This window comes from Candidatus Fermentibacter sp. (assembly GCA_030373045.1).
In the GTDB taxonomy this organism is placed as follows: Bacteria; Fermentibacterota; Fermentibacteria; order Fermentibacterales; family Fermentibacteraceae; genus Fermentibacter.
In genome coordinates, this window is sequence record JAUCPW010000070.1 from 17,508 (window position 1) to 37,146 (window position 19,639).

Sequence of the window (19,639 nt, forward strand, 5' to 3'; positions counted from 1 at the left end):
CCGGGAGAGGTGAAGGGCATGGAGATCCGGAGGAGGAGGCGGGGCGGCACCGGGGCGGTGCTCGCCATCCTGGTGGTGCTCTCCGGGGCGCTCGCCATCCTCGTGGCGGCGGTCTTCGTGCTCTTCCAGGCCAACGTGTCCTCGTACAGGTTCAGGGCGGGGAGGGTGAGGGCGCAGCTCGCGGCCGAGTCCGGAGTGAGCCTCGCCCTCCACACCCTGGCGCAGGGCGACCGGGCGCCTTCCGGGGAGCCGTACTCGATGCCCGGGGACAGCGCCCAGTGGATAGCCCTGCCCTCGGGGGACAGGGTCTGGGTCGTGATCGACCCGTCCGTGGTGAACGGATCCCCCTACAGCGTGGGGACCGTGGAGATCCGGGCGCTGGGCCTCGCGGGCGAGATGACCCGCGAGGTCTCCGTCAGGGCCGCCCCCGACTATCCATCCCGGTACGCGCTGCTGACGGACATGGGCATCCCGCCCGGGATCCTGGGCGACGGCGCGAGGCTCGAAGGCCCCGTCCACTCGAACGGCATCGTGGACATCGCGAGCACTTCCCCCGATTCCACGGGCGACCCCTGGGTGGCCTCGATATCGACGACCTCGCGCGGAGGCTTCAGGTTCTGCGACGCCGGGACCGGGTTCTCGCCCCATCCGGACGGCAGCAGGGTCTGGGTGAGGCCCTACCCCAGCCACAGGCAGGGCAGGCCGACGTGGGACCCCTTCGCGGATCCGGTGGACTTCGGCAGGCTCTCAGACCTCTTCGCCGACCTGAGGGCGGCCGCGGCCGACTCGGGCGAGGTGATATGGGGCGCGAGGCGCCTCCTGATCGACGGAGACAGGCTGCTGGTCTCCTCCGAACAGGGCGTCGTCAGCGACACTGTCGATCTCGCGACGACGGACCTGGTCTACGTCGCATCGTTCTCCGACGTGCTCGTGAAGACGGCGGGGGCTCTCACGTCGCCGCTCACGATCGTGGCCAACGGTCAGATAGGCCTGATGGGGAACATCCACTGCTCGACCGGGGAGTTCACCGGCGCCCCCCTGGGGCTCGTCTCGCTGTCGGGGATCTACATCCCGGTGGATCCCGACTCCCATGCGGGGGCGGACTGGCCTCCGCCGTGGCAGATAGAGACCGACGGGCACCTGACCGTGGAAGCCTTCCTCTGCGCACCGGACGGCGCGATACGGGCCGAGGACCCGACCGCCGGGGGGCGCAGCCTGTCCTTCAACGTCGTCGGAGGCCTGGCCGTGGGGAGGATGGGCGCCCTGAGCGCCGGGACCCACGGCTACGACATGACCATCGTGTACGACGGGAGGCTGACCTCCGTGCATCCCCCCGCCTTCCCGTCCCTGGAGCAGTGGAAGATCTACTCCTGGGTGCCCGACCCGGATCACGACGGGCATGAGATCGACGAGGACCTCTTCTGACGCCCCGGGCGCGGGCGCGCCCGGATCACCCCCGGTATCCGCGCGGGGCTTCACCCTGATCGAGATCGCCATCGTCATCGCGGTTATGGGAGTGCTGCTCGGCGCGGTGCTGCTCCTATTCCAGGCCGGCAGCAGGTCTGCGGACATGGCGGGCGAGTCGGCGGAAGCATCGATGGACGCCCGCACCGCGCTCGACGCCTTGGAGACATGCCTCCAGACGGCAGGTTCCCGCGACGGAGCGCCGGCCGCGCATCCCGTCACGGAGGCGTCCGTCGGCAGGATCGTCTTCCACGGGCGCTCGGGCCGGGGCGATGCCTGCGAGATCGTCATCGAACCCCGCCCGGGAGGCGGCTTCACGATCCGCGAGGGCCAGGCGGCCTCGTTCGAGTCGGCCGCCGGGCTCCTGCTGGAGTTCGCGTACTTCGACGGGACCGGCGGGCGGCTGTCCGAAGAGGATCTCTCGTCCGCCTCCGGGTGCGACATGATCCGCAGGATCGACTTCCGGATCGAAACCGCCGGCGGGGCGGGAGCCCTGTCCGGCAGCGCGAGCCCTCCTAATCTGTCACTCTGATCCGGGCGGTCAGACCTCGAAGCCGAGTTCGAGCGAGGATGCGAGAGTGCTCACCACGGCGGGGTCGAACAGGCTGCCTGCCCGGAGGCTGACGACGCTCATCGCGGTCTGGGGCGTTCCCCTCTCGAGCTCGGACACGTATTCGTCGGCCACGGCCAGTATCCTGGCGGAGATGGGGATGCTGCTCGCCGAGAGCCCGGAGGGCTGCCCCGAGCCGTCGTAGTGCTCGTTCATCCCCACGAGGCCGGTCATGGCCTCCTCCGGCAGCGAGAAGGCGCTCAGCTCCTGGTCGTCGAACCCTTCGTCCGCCGGGGCGCCGAGAACCGCAGGCGCGACGTGATGGAGCAGGGCGGACATCCTCACCGCATCCAGCAGGCCGCTCTGGAGGCCCAGCCTCCTGCCGATCTCGACGGCCAGCCTCGCGACCCTGCGGCTGTGGCCGGACAGGCGGTGGTCGGCCCGGTCGAGCGAGTAGACCATCGCCTCCATGCAGCTCCAGGCCTCCAGCGACACCCTCTTGCCAAGCTCGAGGTTCTGCAGGGCGGCCTCGGTCAGGGAGATGAAGCTGTCGAGACGCGACTTGTCGAGGACCGTGATCTCGTCCGCCCAGACCTCGACGGTCAGCCCGGTGCGCCCCCGCCTCGTCAGGGGCGGCTCGGGCGGAGGAGCGGTACCTGAGGGACGGAGGACCGCGAATCCGGGGTACCCTATGCGGACCGAGCGGGGTGCGAAGGCGCCCTGGGCCTCGAGGGCGAGTGCCTGGAGGGCGTGGACGGTGGATGTCGATCTGGAGAGCCTCTCGGAGAGGGACGCCAGGGACCTCTGGATCGACAGGGATCTCCCCTTGGCCCACTTCGACTTCTCGAGGGATACGGTGATCGCTATCTGGGCGGAGATCAGGGCCGATGCCCCCAGGATCATGAAGAGGGGATCCCCCCCCTTGCCGATGTCCGAGAGCACGTCGTCCACGGCGGGGATGAACAGCGGGAGGAAGGCCATGGGCAGGAGCAGGCGCTGGGTCGTCCCGGGGATCGCGGAGAGCCCGGGGAACAGCCTGTCTCCTGCGCCGAGACCCCTCAGGATCGCCACTGCGAACACGAACACGAGGTGCGACAGCACCAGCACGCCGGCCATGGCGGGGAGCCCCTCCGGGTCCGGGAGGACGGCCGATGCGGCCGCCCTGGCCGCCCTGAGACCCACCCACGATACCATGGCCATCCGTGCTGAGTGTCTGAGCGCAGAGCTCCTCGTCCTGCCTATCCTGATCGAATAGCCGAGATGCCCCACGAAGATCGAGGCAGTGAAGGCGGCCTCTATCGCCCCCGTGAAACCGGCCGTCGAGAGGAAGGCTGCGAACGCGGGCAGCAGGGTGACGCTGACGCCCCTTGATGTGAGGTATGCGAACGAGGATGCCACGAGCGCGACCGCCCATGTCACCAGCAGCATCTCCAGTGTGATGTCCCTGTTCCAGCCGGGCTCGACGCCCGGGATGGCGAGCCCCGCGGCCAGCCACAGGACGGCCTGGAAGACGGTCAGGCCGGGATCGCGCTCAGGCGCCTGCGCCATCGGCCGGTTCACCCCCCGCGAGCACCCGCACCAGTGCGGATACGATCCGGGCGTCGAACTGGGTCCCTGCGCCGGCGTTGATGGCGTCGACCGCGGTCCTCACGTCGCTGTTCTCGCGGTAGGACCGCCGCGAGGTGATCGCGTCGAAAGTGTCGGCCACCGCCACGATGCGTGCGGGGAAGGGGATGTCCCTCCCCGAGAGCCCGAGCGGGTAGCCCTTCCCGTCGAGCCTCTCGTGATGGCTCTGCACGATGCTCCTGACCATGTCGTATCCGCCCAGGGTCCCCAGGATCCTCGTGCCCTCGGCGGGGTGCCTCTCGATGATCCCGCGTTCCTCCCTGGTCAGGAGACCCCTCTTCGTGAGGATCTCCACCGGGATCGCCACCTTTCCGAGATCGTGCAGGAGGGCGCCGACCATCAGCGTCCTCAGCATGTCGGGGGAGAGTTCGAGCTCACGCCCGATCTTCTGGCTCAGCCTGCTGACCCTGATGGAGTGGCCGTGGGTGTAGTCGTCCTTCGAGTCGGCCAGCCTCGCTAGCATCATCGCCGCGGCTATGAACGCCTCCTCGATGGCCATCGAGTGGCCGACCGCCTTCCAGGAGTGCGTGATCAGCGAAACGAGGTTCTTCCTGAGGACGGGGTCCATCGCCGCGAGAGACTTCCCGGCCTTTCCCGGTACGAACATCAGCATGTCGGGAGAGGACGACAGACCGAGGAGAGTGCCCTCGGCCCCGCCGAAGTGGAAGCCCTCGGCGACCGAGCCCGGGGGATGCGCGGATGCCGGGGGAAGGTACCTGTCCACCACCGCGTGCTGCCGGTTCTCGGTCCAGCCCGTCCAACCCCCCGACTCCTGGCGGGAGAGGATGGTCGTCTCGCCCGTGGCACTGTGCAGGTACGCCTCCAGCAGACCCATGTACTGGCCGACCGAGGAGGCGGTCGAGAGCTCGGCCGCGAGGTTGTTCTGCAGGGCGGTCTCGGATGCGAGCTCGACGTAGGTCTTCTGGGCGTCCAGCCTCGTCTTCGCGAGGGTGGAGAAGGCCGCCGCGGAGCCGAGGAGCACGGCGGCCGCAGCCGTGTCGCCCGCGGAGGCGGCATGGGACACGAGCATCGACAGCGGAAGCGACAGGGCGAAGGATACGCTCCAGGGCCTGACGTGGAGGATGGCGCTGGTCATCCTCGTCGAGACGGACTTCGCCAGCAGCCCTCCGGCGCCTGCACCGAGGAAGAGCAGGGCGAAGGACAGCCATCCCCGCACGGGCATGATCGAGGCAAGGCCCAGGGTCACCGCGGGGGACAGCGCCGCGTCGAGGAGGGCTCTCCGCAGATCCGGCCTCCTGTCCCGGATGGAGAAGTAGAGCAGGGTCGAGAACAGGAATGCCGAGAAGGAGAGGAGATATGCGTACTCCGGGCTGCAGGCCGCGAACATGGCTGTCGCCGGGATGCGGTCGAGCGAGAGCCTCTGGTCGCCCTCGCGCCAGAAGGGCATCAGGCCGAGGATGACCGTGGAGGCCAGGAGTATGATCCGCAGGGGAGTGACGCAGTCGGAGACCAGGGCGGAGGCCGCCAGGACCGCGAGCGACAGCGCGAGGGGAAGGGAGGGCTTGATGCGGAGGACGGCCCTCATGTCGATCGGCATCCTCATGTCAGTCGGCCGCCGTGCCCTCGAAGACCTGCACCAGCACGTACTGCCATCCGTCCCTCTCGATCTCGACGGCTGCCGCCATGCCGACCCGCGAGTAGCCTTCGAGGAGGCACGAGGCCCTGTGCGCGGGGCTGGTGAGTATCATCGACCAGGCCTCGTCGAGGCCCGATCCGCGCCCGATGTTCTCGGCGTAGATCGTCCCGTCCCCGCCGAGGACCCCCGCGAGTCCCTCGCCGTGCACCACGGCACCGGACAGGGCTATGTCGCCCGCCCTGCCGCGGGCTATGGCTTCGAGCCTCCCGTCGGTCGCAAGCGGCCCTGCTCCGGAGGCCGCACGGATGGAGTCGAGTTCGGCCAGGACGTCCGAGAGCGTCGATGCGTCGGAATCGGGCAGATACCCTCCTCCCAGCACCTCGGGGGTCGATACCCCGCAGAGCACAGGGACGAGCATCAGGACCTCGGGCCCCGAGCCCCTGTCGGCCAGCGCCTCCACCCAGTAGACGCCGCGCCCGGCGAACCGCAGCCTGCATATTCCGTCAGGGCCTCTGGGGCATCCCGCCACGCTTCCTCCGGGATCCTGGACCAGTATGGTGTCCGCCGCGGCGCCGGAGATCGAGAATGAGGCGGAGTCGCCCGGCTCCACGGTGACCGGCAGCCCTTCGGGAACGCAGGCGGGCACCGGCGCGGTCACGAGGACTCCTCCGCCGGGGAGGCTGTCGAAACCCCACAGCATGTCTCCGTCGGAGAACAGACCCCCTGCGGGCGGAACGCCCTCCTCGGTGACGGAGATGCTGCCCACCCGGCCCGGCCATCCCCTTGCGGCGGCAAGGACGATCAGTCTGCCGGACTCGGGGATGAATCCCAGGGCGGAGACGTCTGCTGCGATGCTGTCGAGCTGGGGCATCCTGGTGCCGGGAGCCGCCGGGGCGGCAATGGCGAGCAGTGCGGCAAGGCACGAAACCATGAAATCATTATAGTCAATCCCGCCGTCCATGGGCTCGCGCATTCCGGAGGAGGCCTCGGAGAGTTGAGGGTTCTGCTCGTTCAGTCGCCTTCGGGTCGCGGTGAACCGCCTGTCTTCCCTCTCGGGCTGGCATTCCTGGCAGGGCAGCTCGAAGGGCACGAGGTTTCCGCGCTGGACATGTCGGTAGACCCTTCCGACCGTCTCCGCGAGACCGTAACCGGTTCGAGCCCGCCCGACGTCGTGGCCGTGTCGCTTCGCAACATCGACGACAGCAGCTACCCGGACACCTGGTCCTATCTGCGGCCCTTCGAGTCGATGCTCGGCATCCTGGAGGGATGGGACGGCACGCTGCTGGCCGGAGGCCCCGGCTTCACGATAAACGCCCCCGAGATAATGCGGAGATACGGGAGGATAGACGCCGGTGTGGCGGGGGAGGGCGAGGAGATACTGCCCGGACTGCTGAACGGTCCTTCCGGGCTGAGGCGGTCCAGGGCCCTGCACAGGGCTGCGCCCGTGGATCTGGCCGCCATACGGCCGCCCGACTATTCGATCCTGCCCCTCGGGCCCTACGACAGGCATTTCGGGATCGGTGTCCAGAGCAGGAGGGGCTGCGCCTTCGGCTGCACCTACTGCACATACGCGTTCCTGGGCGGCAGGGCCTTCAGGTGCAGGAGCGCGGCTTCGGTCGCATCCGACATCGGGAGCATCAGGTCGCTCGGAGGCACCAGGTTCATGTTCGTGGACTCGGTGTTCGACGCTCCCGCCACCTTCTTCCACGAGCTGATCGGACTGGATCCCGGCATCTCCGGCGGTCTCGAATGGGGCGCCTGGATCGACGCGGGGATCCCCGTGGAGGACATCGACGCGATGGCGGCGGCAGGGTGCAGGAAGGTCGACTTCTCGCCGGACGCCATCACCAGGGCGGGGATGAGGCGCCTGGGGAAGACGGGCGACTTCCGCTCGATCGTCAGGTCGGTACGGAGGGCCAGGTCGGCCGGCATGGACGTCGGGGTGAACTTCTTCTCCGGAAATCCGGGCGAGGGGTTCGCCGCGCTCCTGGCCAAGTTCGCCTTCATGGTCTCGGCGAGGCTCCTGCTGGGATACCGGCACACCACTGTTCACATAGGCACCATCCGCGTCTACAGGGGTTCCAGGATCGCCGAGGAGATGAAGGCCGACGGGAGGGTGCCGGGCGACTGCGACTTCCTCGACCCGGTCTTCCTCCCTGCAGGCGGCGCCTCAGGCCTGCTCCTCGGGGCGTTCCAGGCCCTCAGGAGGACGAGGCATGACTGAGATCAGACTGGGGCTCGTGGGCTGGCCCCTGGCCGGATCGCTCTCCCCGGCCATCCACTCCGCCTTCCTCGCCGAAGCCGGCCTCGCGGGTTCCTATTCGGCCATCCCGGTGGAGCCGGCGAGGCTCGGGGCGGAGCTCGAACGGCTCCTGTCGGAGGGCTTCTCGGGTCTCAACGTGACGTTTCCGCACAAGACCGCCGCGGCCCTTCACTGCGCAAGCCTCGACTCCGATGCCGGGAGCATCGGGGCGGTGAACACCCTTTCGGCGGAAAGCGGGGGATGGACCGGGGGGAACACCGACGTCGAGGGCTTCGCCAGGGCCTTCCGCGCCACCGGTTTCCCCGCCCCGCTGCTGATAGTCGGCTCCGGAGGGGCCGGGCGCGCCGCGGCCCGGGCCGCGGAGATAATGGGGATGGATCATCTCTGCTTCGGAAGGACTCCGGGGCGCGGTGTGGCGAGCCTCGCCCTGCTCGCGGACGAGATGCGGCGCAGGCGGGGCGGCACGGTCGTCAACGCCACCCCGCTGGGATGGCGCGACGACGATCCGTTCCCCGCCCCCGGCGGACTGCCCGGAGGCTTCGCCTTCATGGATCTCAACTACAATCCGGGATGGAGCTACAGGAACGCCCTGGCACGGAGCGGAACGGGGGTCGCCACGGGCGAGCGCATGCTGATCGCCCAGGCCGCCCTCTCCTTCCGGCGCTGGACGGGCGTCGCCGTCCCGGAGGAGGCGGAAATGGCCGCCATAGGCCTGGCATGCGCCGGGGGCATGGACCCGGCCATCCCGGAAAGGTGTGGAGATGCCCGTTCCCGGACCCGGTGACCGGACCGCCCCCGTTCAGGAGTCGGAGACCAGGGCCATGCTCGAGAGCATTCTGAAAACCCCGCCCGACGGTCTTCCCGCCCTCTTCGCCCGGGCGAGGGGCGTCAGGAACGCACATTTCGGGAACAGGGCCTACCTCAGGGCCGTGATCGAGTTCTCCAACAACTGCAGGTGCAACTGCCACTACTGCGGCATGAGGCGCGACAACACGTCGCTCGAGCGTTTCAGGCTCGACGCGGCGGCCATCCTCGAGGCGGCCAGGATGGCTGCGGGGGAGGGGATCGGGACGTTCTTCCTCCAGTCCGCTGAAACCGAGGAGTACGACGCGGCATGGCTGGCGGACATCATCCGCGATGTCTCGGGCATGGGGATGAACGTGCTCCTCTGCGTCGGCGCGAGGGACGAGTCGGATCTCGACCTCTGGCGGGATGCAGGCGCATCCAAGTTCATCCTGAAGCACGAGACCTCCGATCCGGGCCTCTTCGCCTCCATGAAGCCGGGGCTGAGCCTGGAGGAGAGGATAGGATGGCTCAGGACCCTGAAGAGGCATGGTTACGCAATCGGCTCGGGCCCGCTCCTGGGGCTCCCCGGCCAGTCCATCGCCTCGCTCGTCGACGACCTGCTGCTGCTTTCGGATCTCGACGTCGACATGTCCAGCGTGTCCGTGTTCCTCCCGGCGGCCGGCACGCCCCTCGCACAGTGCCCTACGGGAGACGTGGACCTCGCGTTGAGGTTCGTGGCCGCCATGAGGGTATTCCTCGAGCGCACACTCATCCCGGCCACGAGCACCTTCGAGCGCCTGAGGCCTGGCGGCCAGCTCGCCTGCTTCGAGGCAGGCGCCAACGTCATCACGGTGAACATGACCCCGCCCGCCCGCAGGGATGGATACGAGCTCTACTCGAAGCGGTACTTCGTCAGCCTGGAGCACGCGCGGGCGGTCATCGCGGAAGCCGGCCTCGTCGAGTCGACCGAGGAGGCCCTTGGCTGACCTCCCGGACAGGATATCCATCGCCGGCCCGCCCTGCTCGGGCAAGACCACTGTCGGAGAGGTCCTGGCGGGGCTCGCCGGGCGCCCGTTCGTGGACCTCGACTCCGAGGTGGCGAGGGAGGCCGGCCTGCCCATCCCGTCCATCTTCGGAGCGTACGGTGAGGATGGGTTCAGGGGTGTCGAGAGGTCGGCGCTGCTTTCGATCCTCCGGCGAAGCGGCCGGTTCGTGCTGGCCCTCGGGGGGGGCACCCTCCTCGATCCGCTCAACCTGGCGGCCGTGCTGGAGAAATCGACCCTCGTGACTCTCCTGGTCCCGGCTGGAACGCTCCTGGAGCGGCTGGAGGGATCCGGGAGGCCCCTTGCCGCGGATCGCGAAGCGCTGTCGGGCCTCCTGGCCGCGAGGAGCGAACATTACGGAAGCCTCCCGGGAGGAGTCGACTGTGCAGGGCTTTCCCCGGTCGGCTGCGCGGAGGCGATAATCGCAATGCTGAGCGGGGAGGCCGGGTCTTGACGGAGACGGCGGGCTTCCCCATTTCAAAACCCGTACCTTCACGGAGGGTTTCTTGACCAGGGAAGAGCTCGCGAGGGAGATGGCCCTGCGCACCGGGCTGTCGCGCCGGGAGGCCGGAGCGGCGCTGGAGGCGATGCTCGGCATCGTCGAGGAGGCACTCTGCGGCGGGCGGAGCGTGTTCCTCAGGGGATTCGGATGCTTCGAGCCCAGGCGGGGCGGGAGGCGCCGGGCCCGCGATCCCAGGGGGGAGGGGATCATCGACATACCCGGAAGGGCGCGCCCGTTCTTCAGGCCCTATGACAGGCTGAGGGAGTCGGTGGGTGCCGCCCTCGCGGAATACGTCGACGTGGCCTTCTTCCACCCCGGCGGCCCGGGGGTCTCGAGGGTCTCCGTCAGCGGTGTATGCGACGGGCGGGATGTCATGGAAAGCCCGATGCGGAGGCTCCCGGACGGGAGCTGGGTGGCCGAGCTCCGCCTTCCTTCCGGGGGCTGTCTAGCCTACATGTTCGACGTGGACGGGATGCTCGTTCCCGATCCCGCCCCCGGCGTCCCAAGGGATGCCTCGGGCAGGTCGGTCAGATCGCTGTGACGACCCGGAGGAGGCCCGGTTCGAAAAGGATCCAGCCCCGCCGCAGGGGACTCAGGGCCGTATCCATCGTCGTCCTGTTCTTCACGGGCGCCGGCCTGCTGATACTCCTGGCCGTGCCCGGCCTGGGTGCGGGGGGAGGGGCGGCCGGGGCGGTGCGCTCCTTCGTCTACAGGATCCTCGGCTTCCTCGGATTCCTGCCGCCGCTGGCGCTCCTGCTCTGCTCGGCCAGGCTCCTGAAACCCGGGATCCTGCCGGGGGCATTCCAGTTCCTGCACGGGCTCTCGGTCAACCTGCTGTTCCTCTCCGCGCTGACCGACATGGTCGGGAGGCGCATCAACCCGGTGCTCGCCTGGAGGCCGGGAGGCGCGCTTGCCGGCAGGGCGGTCGACGTCCTGGCCGGCTGGGCGGGCCCCGTGTTCGCCTATCTGATCCTGCTGATGGGTTTCGTGCTGTCCCTGATGGTGTTCACGGGTTGGGACATAGCCGGCGACCTCGCGAGCGTCCCGGTGCGCATCCCGAGGGTGAACACCGGCAGGCGCGGGCAGGATGAGCAAGGCCGCGTGCCTCTGCCGGCCGTGACGGAATCGGGCAACACCTGGTCCAGGGTGAAGGAATCCGGTCCCCCGCCCGAGGTGCCCAGCTTCCTTCCCGGCACGGCCGTGAAGGAGGCCTTCGCGCAGCCCCGCGGGGGGGAACCTCCGGATGAGGATCCTCCAGTGCGTCATGCCGTCACATCCCGGCAACCCGCCGCGGCGGAGGAGCCGGGGGAACCCGGGGAGGAGCCCGCCGTGTCCGGCCCCGCCGGCGCCCGGCGTCAGGGCTCCGGAACCGTGGAGGAGGGCCGTCCCGCCCCTCCCGGGGTCCTTCCGCCCGAGACCGTGCTGATGTCCCCTTCCTCCACGTCGAAGTCGGGGGTCTCGGAGGCCGAGCTCAGGGAGAGGGCGGGACTCCTCGTGAGGAAGCTGTCCGAATTCGGGGTGGCCTGCGAGATAGTCGACTACAGGCCGGGTCCCGTCCTGACGAGGTTCGAGCTCAGGCCGGGCCCCGGCGTGAAGGTGAACAGCATAGTGGGCCGTACGGACGATCTCGCCCTGGCCCTGAAGGCCTCCCGGATACGCATCCTCGCCCCCATCCCCGGCAGGGACGCAGTGGGCATAGAGGTGCCGAATCCGGTTCCGGAGGCCGTCTTCCTGCGCGAGATACTCCGGTCCGTCTCGGGAGAGGCGCTCCCCGTCGCCCTGGGAAGGCGCATGGAGGGCGAGCCGATCGTGGTGGACATCGCCGAGATGCCCCATCTCCTGGTGGCGGGGGCCACGGGACAGGGCAAGAGCGTGTGCCTCCACACCATCATCTGCACCCTGCTCATGAAGAAGCGCCCCGACGAGGTCAGGCTGGCGCTCATCGACCCCAAGAGGGGGGCCGAATTCAGGAACTACGAGGATCTGCCCCACCTCTGGTCGCCCGTGATCACCAACGCACGGGAGGCCAAGCTGCTGCTCGAGGACCTGGTGAACACCATGGAGAACCGCTACGTCAGGCTCTCCCAGAACGGCGTGAGGTCGATAGCGGAATACAACCGGGAGATAGCCCCGAGGCCCGACTCGACCGGCCCGATGCCCTACATAGTGCTCATCATAGACGAGCTGGCCGACTTCATGGTCACCTCGGCGAGCGAGATCGAGCAGCCGATAGTCAGGCTCGCCCAGATGGCCCGGGCCGTGGGCATCCACCTCGTGCTGGCCACGCAGAGGCCCTCGGTGGACGTCATCACCGGCATCATCAAGGCCAACTTCCCTTCCCGGATCGCGTTCATGGTGAGCTCCAAGACGGATTCCAGGACCATCCTCGACATGAACGGCGCAGAGGCGCTCCTGGGGAAGGGGGACATGCTCTTCCTCCACTCCTCCTCGCCGGAGCCCCTCAGGGTCCAGGGCTCCCTCGTGACCACGAAGGAGATCAGGCAGATAGTGAACGACTGGAGGCAGCAGGATCTCCAGTACCAGTTCGCCTTCGACCCGGCCGTGCTCTCGGGAGGGAACAATCCCGACCCGGTGAGCCTAGATGCCGATGATCCCCTCATCCAGAAGGCGAAGGAACTCGTGATCAGGTATCAGATCGGCTCCACGTCGCTGCTCCAGAGGAAGCTCAGGCTGGGATTCTCCAGGGCGGGGAGGATCATGGACGAGCTGGAGGAGAGGGGCGTGGTGGGACCCTCCCGCGACGGGCGGGCCCGGAAGGTCCTCGTGACCAGGGAGGAGGCCGGGCTGGTGGCCCCGGTCGACACTCCGGAGGAGGATGGCTCTTGAGGAGGTTCCTGCCCTTCCTGCTGCTCGCTGCGGTCGCGTCGTGCGGGCGCGAACCGCTCGAAACCGACGACGCGGGCCTCGTAGTGGAGGAGAGCGATCTCGACGCCTTCGCCCGGGCTTCACAGCTCTATTTCAGGGGCAACCTGTCCAGGGCGAGGGACGGCTTCAACGTGCTGATCTACAGGTTCCCCGATTCACAGCTCGCCGAGGACGCGGGCCTCGCGATCCGGAGAATAGAGCAGGACCTGGGCTCGGTGCCGGCGGGGGATTCCGGCCAGGCGCCCTCCCGATCCGTCGAGATCGCGGTCGTCGGGCTCCCTGTGAACTCCGCGCGCATCTCCCAGGTCGTGGGCGCCCTCCAGGCCTCCGGCTGGACCTCATGGCCGGTCCTCGACGAAGGGGCCCCCGATATCACGGTGGTCCTCTTCCCCGACGGCCTGGCCCAGGAGGCCTCGGTCGCCGGAGATTCCCTCCATGCATGGCTGACCTCCCCGGCTTCGATACCCGTACAGCCGGGCGGCCAGATGATGGATGCCATAGTGCCAGGCCACGACGGGCTGGTGGTCGTGATCGGCGGAGACGCAGCCGTATCCCCCCGCGCCCCGTCCACCGGTTCCGGAGGGTCGATTTGACGACGATCACGATTCTGCTCGCTGCCGCCTGCGCCGCCTCCGGCCCCGCATGCGGCATGCTCGAGAAGCTGGAGTCCGCCTCCCTGCTGTCGGCCGATTTCTCCCAGTCCGACTACTGGGCGTTGACCAGGGAGACCGAATCCTCCTCCGGCAGGCTCCTGCTCGCGAGGGACGGGAGATTCCTGCTCGACTACGCCGATCCGGAGGGAAGGCGGATGGGTTTCGACGGATCGGTCGTATACACGGTGGATCCTCTCTACATGCAGGTTCTCCTCGATCCATCGTCGGAACCCGCCAGCTTCACCGCTCTCCTGGAATCCGCCGGCGACCCCGGGCTCGCCACCGCTTCGAGGATCAGCGGCGACACGGTCTTCGTCGACCTGGAGGGGGAGATCGGACAGGGCATCTCGCGCATGAGCTTCGCCTACCTGATGTCGGACAGCCTTCCCAGGGTGCTGAGCACGTATGACGGCAACGGCAACCGCAGCACCTGGACGCTCCGCTCCGTCTCCGTGACCGGAGGCGATCCAGGCAGTTCCTTCGACATGGTCGTGCCCGGCGGCTACGAGGTCCTGAGGGCCGGTGACCTCTGACCGCGGCAGGCGCGCCGCCTGCATCGTCACCCTGGGCTGCCCCCGCAACGAGGTGGATTCGGAGTCCTTCGCGGCGGTCATCCGCCGCGCCGGTTACCGCATCGTCCGCGACCCGGAAGAGGCCGTGCTCCTCCTCCTCAACACATGCGCCTTCATCGCCCCTGCCGTGGAGGAGTCTGTCGAGGCCCTGTCCGAGGCGCTGGCATGGCGCGCAGGCGGCAGGGGCAGGAGGTTCGTCCTGGCGGGATGCCTTCCCGGGAGGTTCGGAGACGACGGTTCGGGCGGGCTGGAAGGGATAGACGCCCTGGTCGGGCCGGCCGACACCGCCTCGCTGGCCGCCTTCCTCGGGGTCGACCACGATGCCCGGGGGCGCTCGCGCATCTCCCGCAGGTTCGACAGATACCTCAAGATAGCCGACGGCTGCCTCAACAGGTGCTCCTTCTGCGTCCTCCCGGCCATAAGGGGGCCGTTCAGGCCCGCACGGGCCTCCGGCATCATCGCAGAGGCGGACGGTCTGGCGGCCTCGGGTGCCCGCGAGATAGGGGTGGTGGCCCAGGATCTCCTCGCGTGGAGGGACGGCCCGATGGGGCCGGCCGATCTGGTCTCCGAACTGGCCTCGCGCCATCCCGACAGGTGGTTCCGCCTCTATTACCTGAATCCACGGAGATTCGACGAATCCATCCTCGAGGCGATGACCCGCTTCCGCAACCTGGCGCCCTACCTGGACATCCCCGTCCAGCACGCTTCGGACCGCGTGCTGGCGAGGATGAACAGGGGCTACGGGAGGGCCGCGCTGGAGAGGATAAGCGACATGGTGTCGCATGCCGGTCTCGACATCGCGTGCAGGTTCACCGTGATCGCCGGCTACCCCGGCGAGACCGACGGTGACTTCGAGGATCTCTGCTCGTTCCTGAGGGGTGCGTCCAGCCTGAGGAGCCTTGTGGTCTTCCCCTACTGGCACGAGGAGGGTTCCGTCGAGTACGGCAGGGGCGACGGCGACCTCGTCGATCCGGCCATCGTCGACGAAAGGCTCGGCATCCTCGACTCCATAGGCGAGGAAGCCGCGGAAGCCTGGGGCGGCAGGCTCACGGGCAGGCGGATCTCCGTCCTGGCTGAAACCTCCCGCCGCGGGAGGACTGTGTTCGACGCGCCGATGGTCGACGGCAGCGCCCTGTTCACATCCCCGGTGCGCACAGGAGCCTTCTACGAGGCGATCGTCGAAGGGTGCGAGGGCCTTTCTACCACTGTGACCGTATCCGGGGGGAATTGACAGCGGAATCGGCCTTTCCGATGGTTTCCCCGTTCATCCGTGTCCCGGCTGTCCGACTCGAGATGGGAAGGTGCTGTCGTGCTGACCACTGCAGTTGTGCTCACATCCGCCCTCTTCGCCCTGCCCCTGTCGAACCTCGAGCTCGCCGAGCAGGCCGTCGGCGAAGCCTGTTCCTCCATTTCGGATTCGGTGCTGGCTTCCGGCATCGACAGCGTCCGTCTGGAGATGGCGGGTGACCATCCCGGCAACTGGCTCGTGGAGCAGTGCATCAAGGCCGAGATGGACGGATCGGGCCTCGTAGTGCTCTCCGCGGGCGCTCCTTCCACTCGCGAGTCGCAGCCGGCCGCCCCTGCGACCGGTGCCGTCGCCCTCAGGGTGAGACCCATGGAACTCTCGGTCATCCTCGGCAACACCAGCCGATCCTGGCTCGTAGGACCACAGAAGGTCGAGAGGACCGTCACGTGCGAGCTGTATGCCGAAATGGCCGACTCCTCGGGCACGGTCATCGGCTCGGTCAGGAGCAGTGCCACCCGTTCGGACAGGGTGCCCGTCTCCGATCTCCCCGAACTCAGGGGTTCCTCCGACCAGGCCTGGCTCACCGGCGGAGAGCCTCAGGCCTCGACCGGCGGCCTGCTGGAACCGCTCGTGGTCACGGGTGTCGTCGCCAGCCTGATCTATCTCTTCTATTCCAGCAGGGCCGAATGAGGAGGATCCCCGCCGCTGCCTTCCTGCTGATCGCCGCTTCGTGCGGAGGCGGAGGGGGGCCGTCCCTCCTCGAGGAAGCCCGCGTGCTGAGGCAGGCCGGACACTTTTCCGAAGCCCTGGTCCTCTACGGGGAGGCCCTCTCGGGAGAGGGGGTCCAGTACGACAGGGATGCGTGGCTCGAGTACGCCGACACCGCCCTCCTGGCCTGCGGAGCCGAGAGGAGCCGTCCGGTGCGCCAGCAGACCCTCGAGGTGCTGACGGTCCTCCAGGCCGATTCGGTCCTCAGAGGCGGGGCGAGGCTCGCCGAACTCTGGCGGCGCCTGGCATGGGAGATGCTCAGGGACAGGGATTCCCTGCAGGCGTATGCGGCCCTCGAGAGCTCCCTGGTCTGTCCTGACATGATCCAGGTCTTCGAGGACGAATGGCTCTTCAGGGGGGTCTACGCATCCCGCCATCTCTCACTGGTGGCCGGACTGCCCGACTCCCTCGCCTCGACCCCGGAAGGGGACGCGCTGCTGGACGAAAGCGCCGAGAGACACCTCGTGGAGCTCTCCAGGATCCCCCTGATGCGGACCGACCTCAGGAGCCAGATCCTGGGCGCCTCCGCCCTGCTACTGCCCTTCACCGACAGGAGGACTGAGGAACTGGAGGTCCTGACGGAACTGGACAGGATGGGCGGGATAGATCCCGCACTGAGGGAGCGCCGCATGCGCCTCCTTCTCTCGGGCGCCACGGAGGACATGGCGCAGGGGAGGAGCACTCTCGCGAGGGAGAAGCTCCTCGAAGTGTGGGATTCCGACTTCGCGACCGACCGGGTCGAGGCGGCCCTGATGCTCGGCATCATGGCCGAGGAGTCCGGGAGGGCCGAGGAGGCACTGGACTGGTACCGCTCGGCGTGCAGCGCCTCCCCGGGCCTGGGTTCCCCTGCCGCGGTCGAAGCCGCGGCCAGGCGTGATTCGCTTACATTCCTGAGCAACTGACGGGAGCCAGATGAGATCCTTCTTGAGCTCGCCGGGAACGGGGTTCGTCCTCGCCGTCCTCGCCCTCCTCCCTGCCGGCTGCGGCAGGCAGTACGACGGGCAGGGCCTGGACAGGCCCGGGCTCGAGGCCCTCGCAGCGGAGGCGTACGACAGCGGGAACTGGCCCGAAGCCGAGATCCTCTATACGCAACTCCTCTTCAATTATCCCGGCGCGACCGACACCGACCTCTATCTCTACAGGCTGGGTGTCGCGGATGCGGGACAGAAGCTGTGGGCCGACGCCGACTTCCAGTTCAGGAGGATCCTCTCCGAGTTCCCCGGCAGTGCGCTGGCCGACGAGGCCCAGTACAGGATAGCCCTTACGTACTGGCTCCAGAACCGCGACTTCAGGAGGGATCTGACCCCCGTCACGCTGTCCATCGCCGAGGTGAGGGTGTTCTTCGAGGAATTCCCCGGATCCGATCTCATGCCCCAGGTGGAGGCCCTGGAGGACAGCTGTCTCTCCCACCTGGCCAGGCGCTCGCTGTTCATAGGCCAGTTCTACGAGCGCAGGGACAGGGACGAGGCTGCGATCCTCTACTATCGCGAAGCCCTCGAGGACTACGAGGGAAGGGGCTGCATGGGCGAACTCCTGGTCTCGATGGGCGACCTCTACCTGAAGACGGGCAACTCGTTCGCGGCGAGATCCAGCTACAACAGGGCCATATCCGAGTGCGGCCTCTCGGGGGATCTCCTCGACAGGGCCGAGGAGGGCCTCGCCAGGGCTGGAGGGATGTGACCGGCATCCTGGGGGGGACGTTCGACCCGCCCCACATCGGCCACCTGATCCTCGCCGGTGAGGCGGCGGCACGCTTCTCGCTGGACAGGGTGCTCCTGGTGCCGTCACGTCTGCCCCCCCACAAGATGAACGGCCCCGTCACGCCCTTCGAGGACAGGCTCGAGATGCTCTCGCTGGCCGCGGCCGGCGACCCCCTGCTCGAGGTGGCGGACCTCGAGTCCGTGTCAGGTCCGTCCTACACGATCGATCTGCTGCGCAGTGCGCGCGCCGGAGGCATGGACCCGGTCTTCATCACGGGGTCGGACAGCCTTTCCGAGATGCCGTCCTGGAAGGATTATCCGCTCTTCCTCGACCTGGCCCGCTTCGTGGCGGGAACCAGGGCGGGATGCGGGCGGCCCGTCATCCCTCCCGCAGCCGCCGGCAGGATCGAGGTTTTCGAGATCCCCGGGATCCTCGTTTCCTCGAGCGAGCTCCGGGAACGGTTTGCCCGGTCCATGCCCACTCGATATCTTATTCCCGAGTCCGTCCGCAGCTTCATTTCCCGAAGGGGGCTCTATGGCTTCCGAGAAGGGCGTTGACCGCCTCCTCTCAGTCCTGCTCGCCGAGGATGTGAGCGACATCCACTTCAAGGTGGGGAGCCCGCCCATCCTCCGAAAGGCCGGGCTCATCGTGAGGGCCGAGTCGGTGGGCGCACTCCAGCCCGAGCATGTGGATCAGCTAGCCTTCGAGATGATGACCGAGCCCCAGAGGAAGAGGTTCGCTGGGGGCGATGAGATAGACCTCGCCCACTCCCTGCCGGGCACCGCCAGGTTCAGGGTGAACGTCTACAGGCAGCGTGGATCCACGGCCATAGTCATGCGGCGCATACCGTTCGAAATCCCCGACATAGACACCCTCGGCCTCCCGCCGATCGTGAAGCGCATAGCCCTCGAGCAGCGCGGGCTGGTGCTGGTCACGGGTGCAACCGGCAGCGGCAAGTCCACCACGCTCGCCTCCATGATCGACTTCATCAACGAGAACGAGAAGCGCCACATCGTCACCGTGGAGGACCCGATCGAGTTCCTGCATCACGACAAGGTGTCCAGCGTCTGCCAGAGGGAGGTCGGCATCGACACCGAGAGCTGGACCTCCGCCCTCAGGTCCGTGTTCAGGCAGGATCCCGACGTCATCCTGATCGGCGAGATGAGGGACGCCGCCAGCGCAGCGGTGGCGATCACCGGAGCCGAGACCGGCCATCTCGTCATGAGCACCCTCCATACATCCGACGCCCCCGAGACGGTGAACAGGATCATCGACATGTTCCCGGCCCACCAGCAGAAGCAGGTACGGACCCAGCTCGGCGGCCTCCTCAAGGCAGTGATAAGCCAGAGGCTGCTGACCAACCGCGAGGGCAAGGGGCTGGTGCTCGCCGCGGAGGTCATGGTCCACACCGCTCTCATCCAGAACTACATCATCGATCCCCAGAAGACCCATCTGATCCGGGACGCGATCGAGACGAGCGGGCCTCAGTACGGGATGCAGAGTTTCGACATGGCCCTCCTCAGGCTCCTCGCCCAGGGCAGCATAGACGAGGTCACGGCGCTGGCCGCCGCCACCAACCCGACGGCGCTCCAGCTCAAGCTGAAGGGTGTGGAGGCTCCATCCGACTGGAGGATGTAGCGTGGAACTGCAGTTCTCGTTCTTCCTGCTGACGCTCCTGCTCCTGGCCGTTTTCGCGGCATTCCTGGTCTGGCTCGGCGTGAAGGCCCAGAGGAAGCCCGTGATGACCGGGAACGAGGGGATGGTCGGCCTCACCGGCTTCATCACCAGCCGCAGGGGATTCAGGGACAGGCAGGTGGTCGAGGTGCGCGGGGAGCTCTGGTGGTGCACGGGCAAGGCCGAGATCCCTCCCGGCACCGAGGTCAGGGTCACCGGCATCGACGATCTGACGCTCGAGGTGGCACCGCTGGAGAATGCTCCGGCGAGATGATCCAGGAATGATCCGGGGGTTTCAGGGAGGTAGG

At 68.0% G+C, this 19,639-nt stretch carries 20 protein-coding genes; 17 read left to right on the top strand and 3 right to left on the bottom strand.

Annotated elements, in window-relative coordinates; genetic code table 11:
- Window positions 1-18: 18 nt before the first annotated feature.
- Complete coding sequence (locus QUS11_11710; protein ID MDM7993960.1) at window positions 19-1,425, top strand: hypothetical protein; 1,407 nt, start codon at window positions 19-21, stop codon at window positions 1,423-1,425.
- Window positions 1,400-1,996, top strand: a complete 597-nt coding sequence (locus QUS11_11715; GenBank protein ID MDM7993961.1) for a type II secretion system protein — start codon at window positions 1,400-1,402, stop codon at window positions 1,994-1,996. The genes QUS11_11710 and QUS11_11715 overlap by 26 nt, the downstream gene beginning before the upstream one ends.
- Window positions 1,997-2,005: 9 nt before the next feature.
- On the opposite strand, the gene QUS11_11720 is transcribed toward QUS11_11715, so the two are convergent.
- Genes QUS11_11720 through QUS11_11730 form a run of 3 tightly spaced genes read right to left on the bottom strand, consistent with a single transcriptional unit; the run spans window position 2,006 to window position 6,168 of the window.
- Window positions 2,006-3,562, bottom strand: coding sequence for an HD domain-containing phosphohydrolase (locus tag QUS11_11720; GenBank protein ID MDM7993962.1), 1,557 nt, complete (start codon window positions 3,560-3,562; stop codon window positions 2,006-2,008).
- Complete coding sequence (locus tag QUS11_11725; protein MDM7993963.1) at window positions 3,546-5,204, bottom strand: HD-GYP domain-containing protein; 1,659 nt, start codon at window positions 5,202-5,204, stop codon at window positions 3,546-3,548. The genes QUS11_11720 and QUS11_11725 overlap by 17 nt, the downstream gene beginning before the upstream one ends.
- Before the next feature lies 1 nt (window position 5,205).
- Window positions 5,206-6,168 (bottom strand): hypothetical protein, encoded by a 963-nt coding sequence (locus QUS11_11730; GenBank protein ID MDM7993964.1) that lies wholly within the window; start codon window positions 6,166-6,168, stop codon window positions 5,206-5,208.
- Window positions 6,169-6,231: 63 nt separating this feature from the next.
- Between QUS11_11730 and QUS11_11735 the strand changes: the two genes are divergently transcribed.
- From QUS11_11735 to QUS11_11805, 15 genes are all read left to right on the top strand, one after another.
- Window positions 6,232-7,461 (top strand): cobalamin-dependent protein, encoded by a 1,230-nt coding sequence (locus tag QUS11_11735; GenBank protein MDM7993965.1) that lies wholly within the window; start codon window positions 6,232-6,234, stop codon window positions 7,459-7,461.
- Window positions 7,454-8,284, top strand: a complete 831-nt coding sequence (locus QUS11_11740) for a hypothetical protein (protein MDM7993966.1) — start codon at window positions 7,454-7,456, stop codon at window positions 8,282-8,284. The genes QUS11_11735 and QUS11_11740 overlap by 8 nt, the downstream gene beginning before the upstream one ends.
- Window positions 8,262-9,272 (top strand): radical SAM protein, encoded by a 1,011-nt coding sequence (locus QUS11_11745; GenBank protein MDM7993967.1) that lies wholly within the window; start codon window positions 8,262-8,264, stop codon window positions 9,270-9,272. The genes QUS11_11740 and QUS11_11745 overlap by 23 nt, the downstream gene beginning before the upstream one ends.
- Complete coding sequence (locus QUS11_11750) at window positions 9,265-9,783, top strand: shikimate kinase (protein MDM7993968.1); 519 nt, start codon at window positions 9,265-9,267, stop codon at window positions 9,781-9,783. Before QUS11_11745 ends, QUS11_11750 begins: the two co-directional genes overlap by 8 nt.
- A gap of 52 nt (window positions 9,784-9,835) precedes the next feature.
- Window positions 9,836-10,372: an HU family DNA-binding protein gene (locus QUS11_11755; protein MDM7993969.1), complete on the top strand. Its 537-nt coding sequence runs from the start codon at window positions 9,836-9,838 to the stop codon at window positions 10,370-10,372.
- On the top strand, window positions 10,369-12,678 hold the full coding sequence (locus QUS11_11760; protein MDM7993970.1) for a DNA translocase FtsK: 2,310 nt from the start codon (window positions 10,369-10,371) through the stop codon (window positions 12,676-12,678). The genes QUS11_11755 and QUS11_11760 overlap by 4 nt, the downstream gene beginning before the upstream one ends.
- Window positions 12,675-13,310, top strand: coding sequence for a hypothetical protein (locus tag QUS11_11765; protein MDM7993971.1), 636 nt, complete (start codon window positions 12,675-12,677; stop codon window positions 13,308-13,310). The genes QUS11_11760 and QUS11_11765 overlap by 4 nt, the downstream gene beginning before the upstream one ends.
- Window positions 13,307-13,903 (top strand): outer membrane lipoprotein carrier protein LolA, encoded by a 597-nt coding sequence (locus QUS11_11770; GenBank protein ID MDM7993972.1) that lies wholly within the window; start codon window positions 13,307-13,309, stop codon window positions 13,901-13,903. The genes QUS11_11765 and QUS11_11770 overlap by 4 nt, the downstream gene beginning before the upstream one ends.
- Window positions 13,893-15,173: a radical SAM protein gene (locus QUS11_11775; protein ID MDM7993973.1), complete on the top strand. Its 1,281-nt coding sequence runs from the start codon at window positions 13,893-13,895 to the stop codon at window positions 15,171-15,173. The genes QUS11_11770 and QUS11_11775 overlap by 11 nt, the downstream gene beginning before the upstream one ends.
- A gap of 78 nt (window positions 15,174-15,251) precedes the next feature.
- Window positions 15,252-15,878 (top strand): hypothetical protein, encoded by a 627-nt coding sequence (locus QUS11_11780; protein ID MDM7993974.1) that lies wholly within the window; start codon window positions 15,252-15,254, stop codon window positions 15,876-15,878.
- Complete coding sequence (locus tag QUS11_11785; GenBank protein MDM7993975.1) at window positions 15,875-16,858, top strand: hypothetical protein; 984 nt, start codon at window positions 15,875-15,877, stop codon at window positions 16,856-16,858. Before QUS11_11780 ends, QUS11_11785 begins: the two co-directional genes overlap by 4 nt.
- 10 nt (window positions 16,859-16,868) lie before the next feature.
- Window positions 16,869-17,636, top strand: a complete 768-nt coding sequence (gene bamD / locus QUS11_11790) for an outer membrane protein assembly factor BamD (protein ID MDM7993976.1) — start codon at window positions 16,869-16,871, stop codon at window positions 17,634-17,636.
- Window positions 17,633-18,214: a nicotinate-nucleotide adenylyltransferase gene (gene nadD / locus QUS11_11795; protein MDM7993977.1), complete on the top strand. Its 582-nt coding sequence runs from the start codon at window positions 17,633-17,635 to the stop codon at window positions 18,212-18,214. Before bamD ends, nadD begins: the two co-directional genes overlap by 4 nt.
- Complete coding sequence (locus QUS11_11800) at window positions 18,192-19,295, top strand: PilT/PilU family type 4a pilus ATPase (GenBank protein ID MDM7993978.1); 1,104 nt, start codon at window positions 18,192-18,194, stop codon at window positions 19,293-19,295. The genes nadD and QUS11_11800 overlap by 23 nt, the downstream gene beginning before the upstream one ends.
- Before the next feature lies 1 nt (window position 19,296).
- On the top strand, window positions 19,297-19,605 hold the full coding sequence (locus tag QUS11_11805; protein MDM7993979.1) for an NfeD family protein: 309 nt from the start codon (window positions 19,297-19,299) through the stop codon (window positions 19,603-19,605).
- Window positions 19,606-19,639 lie beyond the last annotated feature (34 nt).